21 protein-coding genes are annotated in these 17978 nt (G+C 68.9%); 12 read left to right on the top strand and 9 right to left on the bottom strand.

Annotated elements, in window-relative coordinates; genetic code table 11:
- Positions 1-33 precede the first annotated feature (33 nt).
- The 4 genes from Amac_RS02730 to Amac_RS02715 are packed head-to-tail and all read left to right on the top strand — an operon-like array spanning position 34 to position 3175.
- Positions 34-372, top strand: a complete 339-nt coding sequence (locus Amac_RS02730; protein ID WP_155352659.1) for an HIT domain-containing protein — start codon at positions 34-36, stop codon at positions 370-372.
- Positions 373-417: 45 nt separating this feature from the next.
- A complete protein-coding gene (locus tag Amac_RS02725) occupies positions 418-1437 on the top strand; it encodes a PhoH family protein (protein ID WP_155352658.1) in 1020 nt (339 codons plus the stop codon).
- The gene (ybeY, locus tag Amac_RS02720; RefSeq protein ID WP_155352657.1) at positions 1434-1904 is read left to right on the top strand and encodes an rRNA maturation RNase YbeY; all 471 of its coding nucleotides are present in this window, start codon (positions 1434-1436) and stop codon (positions 1902-1904) included. The genes Amac_RS02725 and ybeY overlap by 4 nt, the downstream gene beginning before the upstream one ends.
- Positions 1901-3175, top strand: a complete 1275-nt coding sequence (locus Amac_RS02715; protein WP_246268039.1) for a hemolysin family protein — start codon at positions 1901-1903, stop codon at positions 3173-3175. The genes ybeY and Amac_RS02715 overlap by 4 nt, the downstream gene beginning before the upstream one ends.
- A gap of 145 nt (positions 3176-3320) precedes the next feature.
- On the opposite strand, the gene Amac_RS02710 is transcribed toward Amac_RS02715, so the two are convergent.
- A complete protein-coding gene (locus Amac_RS02710; protein ID WP_155352655.1) occupies positions 3321-4334 on the bottom strand; it encodes a LacI family DNA-binding transcriptional regulator in 1014 nt (337 codons plus the stop codon).
- 148 nt (positions 4335-4482) lie between these two features.
- On the opposite strand from Amac_RS02710, the gene Amac_RS02705 reads away from it, so the two are divergent.
- The 4 genes from Amac_RS02705 to Amac_RS02690 are packed head-to-tail and all read left to right on the top strand — an operon-like array spanning position 4483 to position 8736.
- Complete coding sequence (locus Amac_RS02705; RefSeq protein WP_155352654.1) at positions 4483-5847, top strand: ABC transporter substrate-binding protein; 1365 nt, start codon at positions 4483-4485, stop codon at positions 5845-5847.
- A gap of 11 nt (positions 5848-5858) precedes the next feature.
- Entirely contained in the window at positions 5859-6842 is a 984-nt protein-coding gene (locus Amac_RS02700; protein ID WP_155352653.1) for a carbohydrate ABC transporter permease, read from the top strand.
- Positions 6839-7750: a carbohydrate ABC transporter permease gene (locus Amac_RS02695; RefSeq protein WP_218040845.1), complete on the top strand. Its 912-nt coding sequence runs from the start codon at positions 6839-6841 to the stop codon at positions 7748-7750. The genes Amac_RS02700 and Amac_RS02695 overlap by 4 nt, the downstream gene beginning before the upstream one ends.
- An 8-nt stretch (positions 7751-7758) precedes the next feature.
- Positions 7759-8736, top strand: coding sequence for an alpha/beta hydrolase (locus tag Amac_RS02690; RefSeq protein WP_170322266.1), 978 nt, complete (start codon positions 7759-7761; stop codon positions 8734-8736).
- Between the two features lie 138 nt (positions 8737-8874).
- Here Amac_RS02690 and Amac_RS02685 read toward each other — a convergent pair whose 3' ends face one another.
- A complete protein-coding gene (locus Amac_RS02685; protein WP_155352651.1) occupies positions 8875-9276 on the bottom strand; it encodes a pyridoxamine 5'-phosphate oxidase family protein in 402 nt (133 codons plus the stop codon).
- Between the two features lie 463 nt (positions 9277-9739).
- On the opposite strand from Amac_RS02685, the gene Amac_RS02680 reads away from it, so the two are divergent.
- Genes Amac_RS02680 through era form a run of 3 tightly spaced genes read left to right on the top strand, consistent with a single transcriptional unit; the run spans position 9740 to position 11599 of the window.
- On the top strand, positions 9740-10381 hold the full coding sequence (locus tag Amac_RS02680) for a hypothetical protein (RefSeq protein ID WP_155352650.1): 642 nt from the start codon (positions 9740-9742) through the stop codon (positions 10379-10381).
- Positions 10378-10707: a cytidine deaminase-like protein gene (locus Amac_RS02675; RefSeq protein WP_155348215.1), complete on the top strand. Its 330-nt coding sequence runs from the start codon at positions 10378-10380 to the stop codon at positions 10705-10707. The genes Amac_RS02680 and Amac_RS02675 overlap by 4 nt, the downstream gene beginning before the upstream one ends.
- Positions 10700-11599, top strand: a complete 900-nt coding sequence (gene era / locus Amac_RS02670) for a GTPase Era (RefSeq protein WP_155352649.1) — start codon at positions 10700-10702, stop codon at positions 11597-11599. The genes Amac_RS02675 and era overlap by 8 nt, the downstream gene beginning before the upstream one ends.
- Here the strand turns inward: era and Amac_RS02665 are convergent.
- From Amac_RS02665 to Amac_RS02635, 7 genes are read right to left on the bottom strand one after another with little or no spacing between them, the layout of a single operon-like run.
- Entirely contained in the window at positions 11590-12051 is a 462-nt protein-coding gene (locus Amac_RS02665; RefSeq protein WP_155352648.1) for a hypothetical protein, read from the bottom strand. The genes era and Amac_RS02665 overlap by 10 nt on opposite strands.
- A 10-nt stretch (positions 12052-12061) precedes the next feature.
- A complete protein-coding gene (locus Amac_RS02660) occupies positions 12062-12850 on the bottom strand; it encodes an urease accessory protein UreD (RefSeq protein WP_246268037.1) in 789 nt (262 codons plus the stop codon).
- On the bottom strand, positions 12777-13448 hold the full coding sequence (gene ureG / locus Amac_RS02655; protein WP_155352647.1) for an urease accessory protein UreG: 672 nt from the start codon (positions 13446-13448) through the stop codon (positions 12777-12779). Before ureG ends, Amac_RS02660 begins: the two co-directional genes overlap by 74 nt.
- A complete protein-coding gene (locus Amac_RS02650; RefSeq protein ID WP_155352646.1) occupies positions 13438-14121 on the bottom strand; it encodes an urease accessory protein UreF in 684 nt (227 codons plus the stop codon). The genes ureG and Amac_RS02650 overlap by 11 nt, the downstream gene beginning before the upstream one ends.
- Positions 14122-14135: 14 nt before the next feature.
- Complete coding sequence (locus tag Amac_RS02645; RefSeq protein ID WP_155352645.1) at positions 14136-15854, bottom strand: urease subunit alpha; 1719 nt, start codon at positions 15852-15854, stop codon at positions 14136-14138.
- Complete coding sequence (locus tag Amac_RS02640) at positions 15847-16161, bottom strand: urease subunit beta (protein ID WP_155352644.1); 315 nt, start codon at positions 16159-16161, stop codon at positions 15847-15849. The genes Amac_RS02645 and Amac_RS02640 overlap by 8 nt, the downstream gene beginning before the upstream one ends.
- Entirely contained in the window at positions 16158-16460 is a 303-nt protein-coding gene (locus Amac_RS02635) for an urease subunit gamma (protein ID WP_155348208.1), read from the bottom strand. The genes Amac_RS02640 and Amac_RS02635 overlap by 4 nt, the downstream gene beginning before the upstream one ends.
- A gap of 212 nt (positions 16461-16672) precedes the next feature.
- Between Amac_RS02635 and urtA the strand changes: the two genes are divergently transcribed.
- Positions 16673-17902: an urea ABC transporter substrate-binding protein gene (urtA, locus tag Amac_RS02630; protein WP_155352643.1), complete on the top strand. Its 1230-nt coding sequence runs from the start codon at positions 16673-16675 to the stop codon at positions 17900-17902.
- Positions 17903-17978: the final 76 nt, after the last annotated feature.

The following is a 17978-nucleotide window of genomic DNA, read 5'->3' as shown; positions in this document are numbered from 1 at the left end:
GGATTACCGATTGGCAACGCTAGGCTTCCGGCTGTGAGTGATTGCCTGTTCTGCACGATAGTGGCCGGGGGGATTCCCGCCACGGTCGTCCATGAGACCCCGACCACGCTGGCCTTCCGGGACATCAATCCGCACGCGCCGGTGCACGTTCTGGTCATCCCCAAAGAGCACCTCGAGGACGCGGAGGCGCTCGCCCAAGCTGGTCTGGCCAACGACGTGCTCCTCGCCGCGGCGGCGGTCGCCGCCCAGGAGGGCATCGTCGAATCCGGATATCGTGTCATTTTCAACACCGGCCCGGACGCCGGGCGGACGGTCTTCCACGCGCACGCGCACGTGCTCGGCGGCACCGGTCTCAGCCTGCGCCTCGGCTAGCATTGGTGAGAAATTAGGGAGGCGAGCAGGCCGCAACGGCCGCCCATGTCCGAGACGCGAGAAACACCGAAGACCCACGCGAAAGTGGTCATCCCCGATGAGCACGCGATGATCAGCATTCTGGGCTCGCGAGACGAGCTGCTGAGAGTCATCGAGAAGTCGTTCAGGGCCGACATCCACGTGCGGGGCAACGAAATCACCATCACCGGGCCGCCAGACGAGAGCGGCGTGGTCGTCCGCCTCTTCGAGGAGCTCGTGGAGCTGGCCAAGTCCGGCGCCGAACTCACCCCCGACTCCGTCGAACGCAGCATCGCCATGCTCCGGATGAGCTCCGGCAAGCCCGCCGAGGTGCTGTCGATGGACATCATCTCCTCGCGTGGGCGTACGATCCGGCCGAAGACCGTGAACCAGAAGCGGTATGTGGACATGATCGACCGGCACACGATCGTGTTCGGGATCGGTCCCGCCGGCACGGGCAAGACCTATCTGGCGATGGCCAAGGCCGTGAAGGCGCTGCAGGAGAAGAAGGTCAACCGGATCATCCTGACCCGGCCCGCCGTGGAGGCGGGCGAGCGGCTCGGGTTCCTGCCGGGCACGCTGTACGAGAAGATCGATCCGTACCTGCGGCCGCTGTATGACGCGTTGCACGACATGCTCGACCCCGACTCGATCCCGCGGCTGATGGCGGCGGGGACGATCGAGGTGGCGCCGCTGGCTTATATGCGTGGTAGGACCCTTAATGATGCATTCATCATTCTGGATGAGGCGCAGAACACCTCGCCGGAGCAGATGAAGATGTTCCTCACCCGGCTGGGGTTCAACTCCAAGATCGTGGTGACCGGTGATGTGACCCAGATCGATCTTCCCGGCGGGCAGGACAGCGGCCTGAAGGTGGTCCAGGGTATCCTCGATGGCATCTCCGACATCCACTTCAGCCGGTTGACCAGCGCCGACGTGGTCCGCCACAAGCTGGTCAGCGAGATCGTGGACGCCTACGGCAAGTATGACGCGGCGATCGCCTCCGACCCGCGCGCGACCGGCAACCGTTCCAGGAGCCGTCGATGAGCATCGAGGTCGCCAACGAGTCCGGCACCGAGATCGACGAGGGCACCCTGGTCGCCCTCGCCGGGCACGTGCTGGGCCGGATGGGCATCAACCCGCTCGCCGAACTGTCCATCCTGGTGGTGGACGAGGCGGCGATGACCGCCCTGCACGAGCAGTGGATGGGCGAGCCCGGCCCGACTGACGTGCTGGCCTTCCCCATGGACGAGCTGCGCCCGCATCAGGCCAGGTCGGAGGAGACCTCGCCGGATCCGGCGCTGCTCGGCGACGTCGTGCTCTGCCCCGTCGTGGCCGCCAAGCAGGCCGCCGAGGCCGGGCACAGCGCGCAGGCCGAGCTGGAGATGCTCTGCACCCATGGCATCCTGCATCTATTGGGCTACGATCACGCCGAGCCCGAGGAGCACGCCGAGATGTTCGGCCTCCAGGGCGAGTTGCTCGAATCGTGGCGGGAGGTGCGCCCGAAGCCGTGACTAACGGCTGGTTGTTCTCGGCCGTCGCGCTCATCGTGACCGGCGGCCTGCTCGCGAGCGCGGAGACCGCGCTCACGCGGATCTCGCGCGTGCGCGCCGAGGAGTTCGTCAAGGACGGCCGTCGGGGGGCGGTGCGGCTGCAGGCGATCGTGGCCGATCCGCCGCGCTACCTGAACCTGCTCCTGCTGCTGCGGCTCAGCTGCGAACTGGCCGCCACCGTGATCGCGACCCTGCTGTTCATCGACTGGCTCGGCGACACCGGCCAGGCGTACGCGGTGGCCGCCGCCGTCATGATCCTGGTCAGCTACGTGATCGTCGGCGTCTCGCCGCGCACTCTCGGCCGCCAGCACGCCGAACCGGTCGCGCTGGCCAGCGCCCCCATCGTGTACGGCTTGACGCGCATCTTCGGCCCCCTGCCGAAGCTGCTGATCCTGCTGGGGAACGCCGTCACGCCCGGCAAGGGCTTCCGCGAGGGCCCGTTCACCTCCGAGGCCGAGCTGCGCGACCTGGTCGACCTGGCCGAGGAACGCCGCGTCATCGAACCGGACGAGCGGGAAATGATCCACTCGGTCTTCGAGCTGGGCGACACCCTGGTCCGCGAGGTCATGGTCCCGCGCACCGACATGGTCTTCATCGAACGCAACAAGACCCTGTCCCAGGCGCTGTCCTTGGCGCTCCGGAGCGGATTCTCCCGCGTGCCCGTAACCGGCGAGAACGAGGACGACGTCATCGGCATCGCCTACCTCAAGGACATCGTCCTGCGCATGCAGGACACCGGCGAGACCGACATCCGCATCGAGGAGCTGATGCGCCCCGCCACCTACGTCCCCGAGAGCAAGCCGATCGACGAGCTCCTGCGCGAGATGCAGGCCCGCCAGATCCACCTGGCCATCGTCATCGACGAGTACGGCGGCACCGCGGGCCTGGTCACCATCGAAGACGTGATCGAGGAGATCGTCGGAGAGATCGCCGACGAGTACGACCACGAGGCCCCCCGCGTCGAGTGGCTCTCCGAAGGCGCCGCCCGCGTCACCGCCCGCCTCTCCGTTGACGAACTAGCCGAAATGTTCGACACCGACATCGAAGTCGAAGACGTCGACACCGTCGGCGGCCTCCTCGCTCACGCCCTCGGCCGCGTCCCCATCGCCGGCTCAGAAGCCTCCGTGAAAGGCCTCCGCCTAACGGCCGAAAACCTCGCCGGCCGCCGCAACCGCATCAGCACCGTCGTCGTCCGCCGAATGACTGACGAATCCGTCATCATCTCCGGTTGAACGGGTACGCGCGCCGGGATCCGCGCCGACCGCGGGTGACCCGGCGCTGGTCGAACGGCTGGTGCAGAACCTCCTGGAGAACGCGATCCGGCACAACCTGCGGGACGGCCTGACGTTTCAAGAACGCTGGTGATGTGGTGACAGGTCAGGAGTGGGTCGCGGTGGTGAGGCGAGGGGTCAACTGGAGTTTGAGGGATATCTCGCGTTCGGGGGCGTCGGGGTTGCGGAGGCGGTCGAGGAGGAGTTCGACCGCCGCCTTTCCGGATTCGTGGAGGGGCTGGCGGATCGAGGTGAGGTCGAGGCTGGTGGCCAGCTCGCTGTCGTCGAAGCCCATCAGGCCCAGGTCGTGCGGCACGCGGATGCCCCGGGACCGGATCTCGCGCAGGACACGGGCGGCGAGGGTGTCGCTGTGGGCGAACAGCGCCGCGGGCGGCCGGAGCAGCCGGGGCATCACCCCGTGGGTGGAGGTATCGGGGTCGGCGTGCAGGTCGATCAGTGCGATGTTCTGCGGGTGCAGGAGCTTGCCGAGTTCCTCCAGACGCTCGCGGAAACCCTGGAGCCGTTTCTCCGACGGCGAGCGGTAGCGGTGCGAGCGCTGGGCCTCGCCGACGAACCCGAAACTCTCGTAACCCCGCTCCACCAGGTGGTCGGCGGCCAGGCGTCCCCCGGCGACGTTGTCGATGCGCACCGAGTCGAAGTGATCGTGCCGGCCTTCGACCAGCACGATCGCCATCGGGGACTCGCGCAGCCGGTCGGCGACGGCCTGTTCCATCGGCACCCCCATGACGATCAGGCCGTCCAGCCGTCCGCCCGACCTGGGCAGGCTGCTGAGCAGCGGTGAGGCCGCGCCGACCCACCGGTGGTCGAACAGCACGATCTCCGTGGGGTGGTCGCGCGCCGCCGCGAACACCCCGTTGAGCCTGGCGTAGAACGACGGATAGGAGCTGAACGGCGCCAGCACCCCGATCCGGCCGACGCCGCGCCGGGCGCGGGCGACCGCCTCGGTCTTGGGTTCGAAGCCGAGCGCGTCGGCAGCCTCGTACACCCGGGTGCGCATGGCCTGGCTGACCCGCGTTGGCGAGTTCATCGCCAGCGAGACGGTGGAGATGCTGACTCCCGCCCGCGCGGCGACATCGTAGATCGTTATTCTCCGCGACACTTCGGGGGGCCTCCAGGCATTCGCTTCAGCCAATCTCGACCGCTCCAAGACTAAGCATCGAAGTGCTTCGACAGAAGCAGTTGACAGTTTCGTTTCAGTGGCATTTCACTGAGGTCTCCGCCCCACGGCTCGCCCATAAGGAGCCAGAGTGACCCTCCACCGAATCCAATGCGCCCTGCCACCCTTTGTCTCCGCAGGCCTTGCCGCCGTACTCATCACCGCATGCGGTGCCGCCGTGCCCCGGCAGGCACCGTCCAGCGCCGCCGCCGGGGTCGTCGACGCGGCGCACACCGCTGCCACGGCGGCTGCGGAAGGCAAGCGGCTCGGGGGGACCGTCAGCATCCTCGGCGTGCTGAGTGGGCCCTACCTGACGGCGTACCTCAGCACTTTCAAGCCGTTCGAGGACGCCACCGGAATCACGATCAAATATGAGGGCACGCAGGACCTCACCGCGGTCCTGCAGACGAGGATCGCCGGGGGCAACCCGCCCGACGTCGTGTCCAATCCCAGCGCGGGCCAGGTCCACACGCTCGCCACTCAGGGCAAACTGGTCGCCCTCGACGGAATCGTGGACGTTCCGACCGTCAAGAAGGACTTCCCGGCCGGGCTGGTCGAGCTCGGCTCGGCGGGCGGCAAGCTCTACGCCCTGCCCGGCACCTCCGCCGTCGCGGGCCTGGTCTGGTACGACCCCAAGTCGTACAAGGGCCCCACCTCCGGCACCCTGGCCGACCTCGACGCCTGGGTCAAGCAATCCGCCGCCGCCGGCCATACCCCCTGGTGCATCGGGTTGGAGTCCGGGCCTACCAGCGGTTGGCCGGGCGCGATCTGGATCCAGCAGTTCATGCTCCAGCAGGCCGGCGTCGACGCTTACAACCAGTGGTGGCAGGGCAGGCTTGCCTGGACCTCGCCCCAGGTCCGCGCCGCGTTCGCCGCGTTCGGCGCGTACGCGACCGACGCGAAACTGGTCAGCGGTGGGTCGAAGGCCGTGCTGACCGCCAACTTCGCCAAGAGCCCCGTCGGCCTCTTCAGTCGCCCGCCCGCCTGCTACCTGCACGTACAGAACGACTGGCTCGGCAACTCGATGGCCCAGACCGTGCCGAACGTCCAGCCCATCACCGACATCGACTTCTTCCCCTTCCCCGGCACGACCGCCGGCAGGCCCCCAGCGCTGGTGACCTCCGGCGAGATGTTCGGGGCGCTGCGGGACACCCCGCAGACCCGGGCGCTGATGCGGTACGTCGCCTCCCCTGCGTTCAGCTCGCTGATCGCGGGCACCGGCCAGTGGATCGGCCCCAACAAGCGGACGACTCCGGCGGACTACACCTCGGTCCTGTCCCGCAAGGCCGCGAGCCTGTACGCCTCCGCCGACACCGTGGTCTACGGCGCGCAGGATGGCATGCCCGCCCCCATGTCCGACGCCTTCCACAAGAGCGTCGTCGCCTACGTCCAGGATCCGGCGAGCCTGGACCAGCTGCTCACGCGGCTCGACCAGGTCCAGCAGACCGCGTACTGACGGAGCGCCCGATGCATCTGACGGGAACCTCGGCGCTGGTCCTGGCCTGCGGCTGCGTGCTGGGGACGCCGGTCCTGCTGTACGCCTGGCTGTGGAGCGCCGGGCGGATCAGCGCGGCCCTGCCGCGCCGGGCCGGCCGGGTGGTCCAGCTCGCGGCCTGGCTCGGCCCGGCGCTGGCCCTGCTCGGGGTGTACCTGCTGTGGCCGCTGGTCTCGACGGTGATCCTGAGCTTCCAGGACGCGGCGGGGAAGCGGTGGGCCGGGGCGGACAACTTCCGCTACCTGGCGGGCGACCCCGACGTGCGCTCCGCGCTGGCCAACAATGCCCTCTGGCTGGTCGTGCTCGTCACCGCCTGCGTGGTCGTCGGGCTGGTGGTGGCACTGCTCGGCAACCAGGTCAGGTACGAAGCGGCGGCAAAAGTCGCAGTGATCGCGCCGCTGAGCATATCGTTCGTGTCCGGCGCCGTCATTTGGCGGTCCATGTACGACTACGCGCCGCCGGGGCTGCCGCAGACCGGCACCCTCAATGCGGTGCTGACCTCGCTCGTCCAGGCCGAGCCCGTGGCCTGGCTGATCGACGAACGGGCCAACAACCCCGCGCTGATCACCGTCGGGGTGTGGATGACGGCGGGGTTCGCCACGGTCATCCTGTCCGCCGCGGTGAAAGGCATCCCCGCCGAGCTGTACGAGGCCGCGCGAGTAGACGGGGCGACGTGGCGGCAGGAACTGCGCCACATCACCCTGCCGCAGCTGCGGCCTGCGCTGCTCGTCGTGTCGGTCATGGTGGCCATTGCCGCGCTGAAGGCCTTCGACATCGTCTACGTCATGACCAACGGGAGTTACCAGACCAATGTCATCGCCAATGTTCTGTACCAGCAATTGTTCGTGAACCAGGACTACGGGAAAGCCAGCGCCATCGCCCTTCTCCTGATCGTCCTGGCATCGCCGGTCATCGCGGTCAATCACCGTTCCCAGCGCGCCGGGGAGGAGAGGTGACGGCTGTGAAAGCCGCTCCCCGGCACACCCCGCCCCGCGTCCCCGGCGTCCACCGCGCGGAACCGCCCGCCCTGCGACGCCTCCGGCGGGTTCCCTCGCACGTCACGCTCCTGCTCGTCTGCGGGCTGTGGGCGGTGCCCGTCCTCGGGCTGTTCGTCAACTCCTTCCGCACGGCGTACGACGTCGCCGGCAGCGGCTGGTGGCACGCGTTCACCGACGGGGGCGCGCTCACGTTCGAGAACTACCGGCAGGTCCTGACGGCGAATCACCTCGGGGACGCGTTCCTCAACAGCCTGCTCGTCACCTTTCCCGCCGTCACGGTGCTCATGTGCGTCGGATCCGTCGCGGCGTTCGCGCTGGCGCGGATCAGCTTCCCGGGCAGGGCCGCCGTCACGGCGGTGATCCTCGCCCTGGCCGTCGTCCCCATCCAGGTGACCCTCGCTCCAGTGCTGCGCCTGTACAACAGCGCCCACCTCGCCGGGACCTTCGCCGGGGTGTGGCTTGTCCACGTCGGCCTGGCGCTGCCGTTCGCGATCTACCTGCTGCGGAGTTTCTTCGCGGCGCTGCCGCGCGACCTGTTCGAGGCGAGCGAGCTGGACGGGGCCACGATGCTGGAGATGTTCCTCCGGATCGCGATCCCGCTGGCCCGGCCCGCGCTGGCGTCGGTCGCGATCTTCCAGGTCATCTGGATCTGGAACGACCTGCTCGTCGCCCTGATCTTCCTCGGTGGCGACCCCACCGTCGCCCCGCTGACGGTCTCGATCGCCAACCTGGTCAACACCTCCACCGGTCAGGGCGCCGAACTGCTCACGGCGGCGGCGTTCATATCGATGTCCCTGCCGATGCTCATCTTCGTCTTCCTCCAACGGTTCTTCGTGCGGGGACTCCTCGCCGGCGCCCTGAAATGAGAGCCCTCATGCCCCTCGACCCCGAGGTCCTCGACTTCCTGCGCAGCAACCCGGCCACGGACATCGGCCATCTCGACACGGCACGGCAGCGCCACTACAAGCAGCTGATGATCGACCTCAACTTTCTGCGCTTCGGACTGCCGGGCCCGGAGGTGCACGAGATCGCCGACCATGCCGTGCCGACGCCGGGCGGACAGGTCACCGCCCGTCTCTACCGCCCCCGGTCCGGCGGGCCGCTGCCCGCGCACCTCACCCTGCACGGAGGCGGCTGGTGGCAGGGGTCGATCGACGACCTCGTCAACGACGCCCTGTGCCGCCGGCGCTGCGAGGAAGCCGGTGTCGTGGTGGTCTCGCTGAACTACCGGCTGGCCCCAGAACACCCTTTTCCCGCGGCTTTGGACGACGCGTACGCCGCTCTGCGGTGGCTGCGTTCCGAGGCGGGCCCGCTGGGCCTCGACGCCGCGAACCTCTCCGTCGGCGGCTCCTCCGCCGGAGCCAACGTGGCCGCCGCGCTCGCCCTGAAGGTCAGGGACGGCGGCGAACCGCCCCTCACGATGCAACTCCTGGAAGTGCCGTTCCTCGACCTGACCCTGGAGACCGCCCGCCGCGCCTCCACGGCCCCGGACGCGCCGAGCCTCCTCCCCGACCTGGTCCTGGCCGTCGAGCACTACCTGCCCGACCCGGCGATCGCCCTGGACCCGTACGCGTCGCCCGCCCTGGCGCCGGACCTGGCCGGGCTGCCCCCCACGATTGTCCTCACCGCCGAGCACGACCCCCTGCACGAGGAGGGCGAGCAGTACGCCAAGCGCGTCATCGCCGACGGCGGCCTGGCCACCGCCGAGCGCTACCCCGGCGCGCTCCATGGCACAGGTCTGCTCCTCACCAGAACATGGTCCCCTGCCAGACACTGGCAGGACACCGTCATCGACTGGCTCCGCACCGCCCACTGGGACCCTGCCACCTTCCGGCACCGCCTTCTCACCTGAGATCGTCGTTTGATTCGGCCGGCTTCGGCGCGGCGTCACAGGGAGGAGCGGCGCATCCTCTACGAGACCGCTGCCCGGGCGGCGGAGATCGGCCCACGTCCCCCGTGGCACGTGCCAACGGGTCCTCGTGCCATCGGGTCAGCGCCAGCGGACGGGGATGACGCGGCGAGGTTGGCCTGGGTGGGTTGACTCGTCGAAGAGGAGCCATTCGGTGATGTCGATGTGGAACACGCGTTCGCCCGGGGCCAGGTGGACCGGGTCGGGGGAGTCGGTCTCCGTGGCGGTGCCGGTGAAGGTGGTGCCCTGGCCGTGCGGGGTGAGGATGGTGCCGGCGGCGCGGGGGTCGTGGCGGAGGTTGCGGGCGTGCATGCGATCCACGTGGGCGACGAAGTGCAGGCGGTCGGGGGCGAACGTGGCATGGTAGGTGAGCGTGCACAGGGTGGGGGAGCCGTCGGGGGCCAGGGTGGCCAACTGCATGACCCGGGACGTGGAGACATGTTCTATGAGAAGCCGCCGATTGAGCGCGTGTTCGCTGATCACACGATCAGGGTGGCGGGGGCTGGTTGGAACGCTCTTGCAGACGATCCCGGCAAATGCCGCAAGCGTTCTTTAAGCGGATTGCAAGCACCGTGGTGCATCTTCTACTCAAGGCGCTCGGGAGGGGTTCGGAGCGCTGAAGGGGTCAACCGGGGCGCCGGGAGGGGTTCGCGGCGCACCGGCCGATCCTTGGGGGGAAACATCGATTAGAGGGCTCTCGTGAAAACGGGGGCCCTCTAATGTTTTCCAGGGCGCGATGCCGCCCAAGACCACGAGCCGCTCGCCGTTCACGCCGATGCCGCTCCTCGACGCACCGGCGCCGAGAGCGCACACCTCCACCCCCCTCTTGGTGATGTTTACCGGGTTCCCGGGGGTTGCTGGAGATTGCCATTTGGGTGAGGGGGAAGGAAGGCCGTCGGCGGGGTGATTTCGAGCCCGTCGGGGGGATCGTGGCGGGGGAGCCGGTATGCGGATCGTTGGGCTTGCTGTTGCCTGTTGTCTGGGTGTGGCGGGGTGTGGTGGGGGGTCGGGTCCGCAGGCGAATCCGCGGAGCACGCCGCAGACGGCACGGTTGCAGGCGCTGCTGGGGCGGGTGCCGGACATGCCGGACGGGTTCTCGGATCGGGCCAGGGATCAGTGGCGGCCGCCGTTCACGCCGGTGAACGGGAGCTGCCAGACGCTTTTCGCGCTCATCGGGGGGCGTCCGCCCAAGGAGGATCTGACCGCGGCGACGGCGGTGACCTATCAGGGGGTCGGGGTCGGGTCGATGGCGGCGGTGAGCCTGGCGGTGTACCAGGGGGATTCGTCGCAGCGGCAGCTCGACGCGATGCGGGAGGCCATGGCGGGCTGCGCGACCGCCGACGACACCACGCCGGGCGCGAGTAACCGGCTGACCGCGTCCGCGCTGTCGATGAACGAGGACGGCTGGGTCACGGGGCGGTTGAAGGGGCGGGTGGGCGGATATCCGTACGAGATGCATCTGGTGATCGCGCGGCAGGGGCGTACCCTCGTGGGGTTGCTGAACGCCGGGGTGCGCGATCCGGACGTCAAGCGGACCGAAGAGCTCGGCCGTTTGCTGATGGCCAAGGTCGGTACCCTTGACCTGTGACGCTGGACGCTGAAGATACCAAGATTATTACCCTGGCCCGGTCGGCCCGTGCCCGGAGCGGTTCCGCCGAAGGGGCGGCCGTGCGGGACGAGACCGGGCGCACGTATGCGGCGACCGACGTCGACCTGCCCTCGCTCAAGCTGTCGGCCGTGCAGGTGGCGGTGGCGATGGCGGTCTCCAGCGGCGCCGAGTCGCTGGAGGCGGCGGCCCTGGTGACCGAGGCCGAGGATCCTTCCCCCGACGATGTCGCGGTGATCGAGGACATGGGCAACACGATCCTCTACCTGGCCGGTCCCGACGGGGTGCTGAAAGGCAGATATGTCTGACTTCCGGGCCGGGTTCGCGGCGTTCGTCGGACGGCCCAACGTCGGCAAGTCCACCCTGATGAACGCCCTGGTGGGCACCAAGGTGGCGATCACCTCCTCCAAGCCGCAGACCACCCGCCGCGTGATCAGGGGCATCGTGCACCGGCCGGACGCGCAGCTGGTCATCGTGGACACCCCAGGCCTGCACCGGCCGCGCACCCTGCTCGGGGAGCGCCTGGACAGCCTGGTGCTGTCCACGCTGAGCGAGGTCGACGTGCTCGGCTTCTGCGTCCCGGCCAACGAGCAGATCGGCAAGGGCGATCGGTTCATCGCCGAGAAGCTGGCCGCGGTGAAGAAGACCCCGGTCATCGCCGTGGTCACCAAGTGCGACCTGGCGACCCGCGAACAGATCGCCAAGCAGCTGCTGGCCGTCTCCGCGATCGCCGAGTTCGCCGAGATCATCCCGGTCTCGGCCGTGGGCGACGACCAGCTGGACGTGCTGGCCGACCTGCTCATCGAGCGCCTGCCGGAGTCCCCGCCGCTGTACGCGGGCGGCGAGCTGACCGACGAGCCCGAGCAGGTCCTGGTCGCCGAGCTCATCCGCGAGGCGGCCCTGGAAGGAGTACGGGACGAGCTGCCGCACTCGATCGCCGTGGTCGTGGAGGAGATGGGCCCGCGCGAGGGCCGCGAGGATCTGCTCGACATCTACGCGTTCATGTACGTCGAACGCCCCACCCAGAAGGCCATCGTGATCGGTCCCGGCGGCGCCCGCCTGAAGGACGTCGGGACCCGGGCCCGCCACCAGATCGAAGCCCTGCTCGGCAGCCGCGTCTACCTCGACCTGCGGATCAAGGTGGCCAAGGACTGGCAGCGCGATCCCAAGCAGCTGCGCCGCCTGGGTTTCTACGACTGAGTGGGCCGTCGCCTGATGAGGGCGGCGCAGGCGAAGCCCGCGACCACGATGGAGGCCAGCAGGGCGGCGAACCAGCCGTACAGGATCGTGGGGTGCACGTTCAGCACGCCCGAGATGCCGAAGCTGAGGCGGCTGGCGAGGGTGTGCGGGTCGGTGAGGAACATCGCCAGGGAGAAGGCCGCCACCGCGCCGGGCAGGATGGCCAGGCCGGTGAACAGCCAGCCCCGGGACATGCCGAGGATGCCCAGCGTCGAGGCGGTCAGGCCGGAACCCACGACGAACCAGCCCGCGCCGTCCTCGGTGCCGTGCACGGCGTAGGTGAAGTCGGTGTGCAGCAGGCCGAACTCGGCGGTCAGGCCGGCCCACGGGAGCACGCCCGTGACGGCGAGGGCCAGTCCGGCGACGACGACGCCGAGGGCGGGGATCAGGCTCGGTTGGGGTGCGTCTGCCACGTTTCCCACCCTACGGGAGAGTCTTGTCGGCGAGCCGCTCTCCCCATTCGAGGCGGCGCCGGAGTTCCACCGTGTCGGGCGCGAGCGCGGACACCAGCGTGCCAGGACCGGCGAGCGGGAGCACCGCGCAGCCGTCGGCCAGATGGCGTTCCCTGGGTAGGTCGCCGGTCAGCAGGGTGCTGCCGGCGCAGTGGGCCGTGCCGAAGACCGCGGGGCTGTCGTGGGTGGCGGGGTCGCCGATGACGAGCTCCTGGCGGAGCAGCGGGACGCCGCCGACGGTGGCGTCGAGGCGGGTGTGGCAGCGCCCGGACGGCTCGCCGTGCCGGCCGAAGACGAGTTCCTCGCGCCAGAAGACGCTGGCGTCCGGGGCGAGTTCCAGCCGGACCTGGACGCGGAGGTCGCAGCCGTCGGCCAGGACGATGGGTTCGGGGGAGTAGTGCAGGGACGCGCCGGAGCCGACCCGCGCGGTCACGGTCAGCAGGGAACGGCCGGGCAGCGCGAGGGTGCTCGCCACCGAGAACACCGACAGCGAGGTGAGGGGAGCGACGTCGATGGTGAGATCGAGGTGGTCGCCGCCGAGCGGACCCGCCGCCGTGGAGACCAGGTGCACGACGCCCGGGCCGGTCTGACGCAACGTCAGGGGCGGGTCGGAGCGCAGGGTCTCCAACCGGGTGCCGCCGTCATGCTCGGTGCGGATGACCGCCCGGGCGTGCAGCCCGGGCGGGTCAGACCGTGTGCGCGTGCTGGTGCTGCCAGGTGTCGACGATGCCGACCACCCATTCGGCGACCGAATGGGCACCCTTGTCCTCCCTGATCGAGGTGAAAAGAACGGGTTTGCCGTCCCGCACCTTGGCCGCGTCGCGGGACATCACGGTGAGGTCCGCGCCGACCATCGGCGCCAGATCGGTCTTGTTGACCACGAGCAGGTCGGCCGCGGTGACGCCCGGCCCGCCCTTGCGGGGCACCTTGTCGCCGCCGGACACGTCCAGCACGAAGATCTGCCGGTCGGCCAGGCCGCGGCTGAAGGTCGCGGTCAGATTGTCGCCGCCGCTCTCCACGATCACCAGATCGAGCGGCCCGAACCGCTCCTCCAGCGTCTCGACCGCGTCGATGTTGGCGGCGATGTCGTCCCGGATCGCCGTGTGCGGGCAACATCCGGTCTGCACCGCGAGAATGCGGTCGGCGTCGATGACGCCCGCGCGGCGCAGGAAGTCGGCGTCCTCGGTCGTGTAGATGTCGTTGGTCACCACACCGAGCCGCAGCGACGGCCCCAGGCTGCGGCACAGCGCCGCCACCAGGGCGGTCTTGCCGCTGCCGACCGGGCCGCCGATGCCCAGGCGCAGCGCCCGGCCGTGCCCGTCCGGTGCGTGGTGGTGATCCTCATGGTTAGCTGACAAAGAGCCTTACCTCCGTACGTAGGTGCTGTTCAGCCAGCAGATCGAGAGCGGGGGCGGCATGAGCGGGCAGGTCCGACCAGTCGTCGGCCTGGATGACGCAAGCCTCGTGGGCCGCGTCGTTGAGTGCGGGAGCGAGATCGGCGAGCAGCCGGTGCACGAGCACCGGGTCGAGCCCGAGCAACCGGACCGCCGCCGTCGCCGGAGCGGTCACCGAGGTGTAGGCCGCGGCCAGCGCCGCCTGGCGCGGCTCACACCCCGCCGCCGCCGCGGCCGCACCGAGCGCGACGGGGTGATGAGCCCCATCCGGTACGGCCTGCGCCAGCGTTTCCAGCGATTCGGACGGCCAGATCCGGCGCGTGGTCCTGACCAGCAGCCGGCCCTGGGTCCGGCTGGCCTCCCGTTGCGCGGGAGAGGAGATCCGGGCGTCGGCCTCGGCGTCCAGCCGCTGCCAGCGCCCCGGTTGGGGGTTGGATCCGACCTCGCACGCGGCCGCGGCCAGGGCCGCGGTGACCACTCCGGCCGTGGCGAGCCGGCCACGGAGGAACCGCGCCAGGTCCTCCGGGCCGGTGATCGCCCCGACGCGTACGGCCTCCTCCGCGCCGCCCGAGTGGGCGTGGCCGCCCGCGGGCAGCCGGGAGTCGGCCAGCAGGAGCATGGCCATATCGCCGTGCATCCAGATCCTTTCCGTTAGAACAGGAAGTACCGCTGAGCCATGGGCAGTTCTTCGGCGGGAGCCGGTTCGATCAGCTCGCCGTCGATCCGGACGTCGAACGTGTCCGGCCGGATGTCGATGTCGGGCAGGGCGTCGTTGAGGCGCATCGCGTCCTTGCCGCGCGAGCGCACGTCGGCGACCGGGACCAGCCGCCGGTTGACGTTCAGGCGCTCGGCGAGGCCGTCCTCGATCGCCAGGGGGGCCACGAAGTGCACGGAGGTGGCGGCGGGGGTCACGCCGTACGCGCCGAACATCGGGCGGGGCAGCACCGGCTGCGGGGTCGGGATGGAGGCGTTGGCGTCGCCCATCTGCGCGTACGCGATGACCCCGCCCTTCACTACGAGGTCGGGCTTGACCCCGAAGAAGGCCGGGCTCCACAGCACCAGATCGGCGAGCTTGCCGGGTTCGACCGAGCCGACCTCCCCGTCCAACCCATGCGCGATAGCCGGATTTATCGTGTATTTCGCGACATATCGGCGAGCGCGGAGGTTGTCGGCCGGATCCGAGCCCGGTAGCGCGCCCCGGCGTTTCTTCATCACATGCGCGGTCTGCCAGGTCCTGATGATCGTCTCACCGACCCGGCCCATCGCCTGCGAGTCGGAGCCGATCATCGAGATCGCGCCCAGGTCGTGGAGCACGTCCTCCGCCGCCATGGTGGTCGGCCGGATCCGCGACTCCGCAAAGGCCAGATCCTCCGGGATCGACGGGTTCAGGTGATGGCACACCATGAGCATGTCGAGATGCTCGTGGTGGGTGTTGATCGTGTGCGGCCGGGTCGGGTTGGTCGAGGAGGGCAGCACGTTGTGGTGCGCGGCCACCTTGATGATGTCCGGCGCGTGCCCGCCGCCCGCCCCCTCGGTGTGATACGCGTGGATCATCCGGCCGCCGATGGCCGCCAGCGTGGACTCCACGAAGCCGGCCTCGTTGAGCGTGTCGGTGTGGATGGCCACCTGCACGCCGGTCGCGTCGCAGACCGCCAGGCAGGCGTCGATCGCGGCGGGGGTGGTGCCCCAGTCCTCGTGCAGCTTGAAGCCGGACGCCCCGGCGCGCAGTTGCTCGCGCAGGCCTTCCTCGCTGACCGTGTTGCCCTTGCCGAGCAGGGCCACGTTGACCGGCATGGCGTCCATGGATTCCAGGATGCGCGCGAGATACCACACGCCGGTCACGGTGGTCGCCTTGGTGCCCTCGGCCGGTCCGGTGCCGCCGCCGATGATCGTGGTCACTCCTGCGGAGAGCGCTTCGTCGACGATCTGCGGGCAGATCAGGTGCACGTGCGAGTCGACCGCGCCAGCGGTGATGATCTTGCCGTTCCCGGCCAGGATCTCGGTCGAAGGGCCGATCACGAGGTCGGGGTGTACCCCGTCCATGGTGTCTGGGTTGCCCGCCTTGCCAAGGGCGACGATCCGGCCGTCCCTGATGCCGATATCGGCTTTTATCACGCCCCAGTGGTCGAGGATGACCGCGCCGGTGATGACCAGGTCGGGGGCGCCCTCGGCGCGAGTCGTCCGCGCCTGGCCCATCGACTCGCGGATCACCTTGCCCCCGCCGAACACCGCCTCGTCACCGGCGCCCGAGGGACCCATCGAACGATCCTCGGTCACTTCAATCAACAGATCAGTATCGGCCAGCCGAATCTTATCGCCCGTCGTAGGGCCATAAAGGGCGATATATCGGGCGCGGTCGAGGCTATTCATCGAGAGGCCCTGCCCATTCCAAACGAAGGCCGGGAACAATCCTGTTTCCGGCCAGTGGCACCAATGTCACATCACGCTCAATACCCGGCTCAAACCGGATCGCGGTCCCCGCCGGAACGTCCAGCCGGGTGCCCCACGCGGCGTCCCGATCGAACTCCAGCCCCGGATTCGCGGCCGCGAAATGGTAGTGCGAACCCACCTGAATCGGCCGGTCGGCCGTATTCACCACCCGGACCGTCACCCGCTCCCGCCCCGGGTTCAGCTCCACCGGCTCCTCGCCGGGCACGATCTCGCCGGGGACGCTCATGAGATCGGGTGGTGCACGGTGACGAGCTTGGTGCCATCCGGGAAGGTGGCCTCGATCTGCACCGACTCCAGCATCTCCGGCACTCCCTCCATCACGTCCTGGCGGCGGAGCACCTTGCGTCCCGCGTCCATCAATTCGGCCACCGTACGCCCGTCCCGCGCGCCCTCCAGCAGATAGGAGGCGATCAACGCGGTGGCTTCCGGATGATTGAGCCGAAGACCCCGGCCCATACGATCGCGAGCCACGCCGGCCGCGACATGAATGAGAAGGCGTTCCTGCTCGTGTGGAGTGAGCCGCATGACGGGACGATAGGTACGCGCCGTTTCCCCGGTGTTACAGAGATATTTCAGCCATGAGTCCTTTCACCCCACCGGCACCGGGGCGAACAAGGGACTTCCGTGAAATCCCGGTAATGCGCATTTAACCTAGCGGAACTTATCGCGAAATGTCGCTCGATCACCTTGTCGGCAGATGGGTCGGTGCGGGGGCCGTATCGGCAAGGAGGAAGTAATTGCGGAATTCAACCTGGCGTGCCGGAGCCGTAGCCGCGGCTCTGGTCACCGCAATCGCCGCCTGTGGCGGAGATCCGGCGACGACCGAGGGAACGGCTTCCGGAGGTGGCGGCGACACCATCAAGGTGGGCCTCCTGCACTCCCTCAGCGGCACGATGGCGATCAGCGAGGTCACCGTCAGGGACGCCGAACTGCTGGCGATCGAAGAGATCAACAAGGCCGGCGGCGTGCTCGGCAAGCAACTCGAACCCGTCGTGGAGGACGGCGCTTCCGACTGGCCCACCTTCGCGGAGAAGGCCAACAAGCTGATCGCGCAGGACAAGGTGGCCACCGTGTTCGGCGGCTGGACCTCCGCCTCCCGCAAGGCGATGCTCCCGGTCTTCGAAAAGCGCAAGGCGCTGCTGTGGTATCCGGTGCAGTACGAGGGGCTGGAAAGCTCGCCGTACATCTTCTACACCGGCGCGACCACGAACCAGCAGATCATCCCCGGCCTTGACTATCTCAAGGAACAGGGCAAGAAGAAGATATTCCTGGTCGGCAGCGACTATGTCTTCCCGCGCACCGCGAACAAAATCATCAAGGCGTACGCGGCGGCCAACGGAATGGAGATCCTTGGCGAGGAATACACCCCGCTCGGCCACACCGAATACTCCACGCTGACCAACAAGGTGGTGCAGGCCAAGCCGGACGCGGTGTTCAACACGCTGAACGGCGACAGCAACGTGGCCTTCTTCAAGCAGCTGAAGAGCGCCGGCGTCACCGCCGAGTCCATGCCGGTCCTGTCGGTGAGCGTCGCCGAGGAGGAAGTCACCGGCATCGGCGTCGACAACATCGTCGGCCACCCGGTGGCGTGGAACTACTACCAGACCACCGAGACCGCGGCCAACACCAAGTTCGTCGAGGCCTTCAAGGCCAAGTACGGCGCGACCAAGGTCACCTCCGACCCGATGGAGGCCGGCTACAACGCGGTCTACCTGTGGGCCGAAGCCGCCAAGAAGGCCGGCACGGTCGAGGTGGAAGCGCTCAAGAAGGCGGCCGGCGGCATCGCGCTGGAGCGCCCCGAGGGCCTGGTCACGATCGACGGCGAGACCCAGCACATGTACAAGACCGCCCGGATCGGCATCATCCAGCCGGACGGACTGATCAAGGAAGTCTGGAACTCGGGTGAGCCGATCAAGCCCGACCCCTACCTGAAGACGTACCCGTGGGCAGGAGGCCTGGCCTCCTAGCCGTCCCTCAAACGGGCTCCGGAGCCGCCACTACCTGCGGAAATTACCGCAGGCGGCTCCGGAGCCGAGGCACATA

This window comes from Acrocarpospora macrocephala, from assembly GCF_009687865.1.
Classification (GTDB): domain Bacteria; phylum Actinomycetota; class Actinomycetes; order Streptosporangiales; family Streptosporangiaceae; genus Acrocarpospora; species Acrocarpospora macrocephala.
The sequence above is the reverse complement of the archived record's forward strand: the minus strand, read 5'-3'. Positions and strand labels throughout refer to the sequence as shown.

What these genes read in the sequence shown, in the direction of transcription:
- Amac_RS02725 (WP_155352658.1), top strand. Translation starts at nt 418, where the DNA reads ATGTCCGAGACGCGAGAAACACCGAAGACCCACGCGAAAGTGGTCATC.
- ybeY (WP_155352657.1), top strand. Translation starts at nt 1,434, where the DNA reads ATGAGCATCGAGGTCGCCAACGAGTCCGGCACCGAGATCGACGAGGGC.
- Amac_RS02700 (WP_155352653.1), top strand. Translation starts at nt 5,859, where the DNA reads ATGCATCTGACGGGAACCTCGGCGCTGGTCCTGGCCTGCGGCTGCGTG.
- Amac_RS02690 (WP_170322266.1), top strand. Translation starts at nt 7,759, where the DNA reads ATGCCCCTCGACCCCGAGGTCCTCGACTTCCTGCGCAGCAACCCGGCC.
- Amac_RS02680 (WP_155352650.1), top strand. Translation starts at nt 9,740, where the DNA reads ATGCGGATCGTTGGGCTTGCTGTTGCCTGTTGTCTGGGTGTGGCGGGG.
- era (WP_155352649.1), top strand. Translation starts at nt 10,700, where the DNA reads ATGTCTGACTTCCGGGCCGGGTTCGCGGCGTTCGTCGGACGGCCCAAC.
- Amac_RS02650 (WP_155352646.1), bottom strand. Translation starts at nt 14,121, where the DNA reads ATGCACGGCGATATGGCCATGCTCCTGCTGGCCGACTCCCGGCTGCCC.
- Amac_RS02645 (WP_155352645.1), bottom strand. Translation starts at nt 15,854, where the DNA reads ATGAATAGCCTCGACCGCGCCCGATATATCGCCCTTTATGGCCCTACG.
- Amac_RS02640 (WP_155352644.1), bottom strand. Translation starts at nt 16,161, where the DNA reads ATGAGCGTCCCCGGCGAGATCGTGCCCGGCGAGGAGCCGGTGGAGCTG.
- Amac_RS02635 (WP_155348208.1), bottom strand. Translation starts at nt 16,460, where the DNA reads ATGCGGCTCACTCCACACGAGCAGGAACGCCTTCTCATTCATGTCGCG.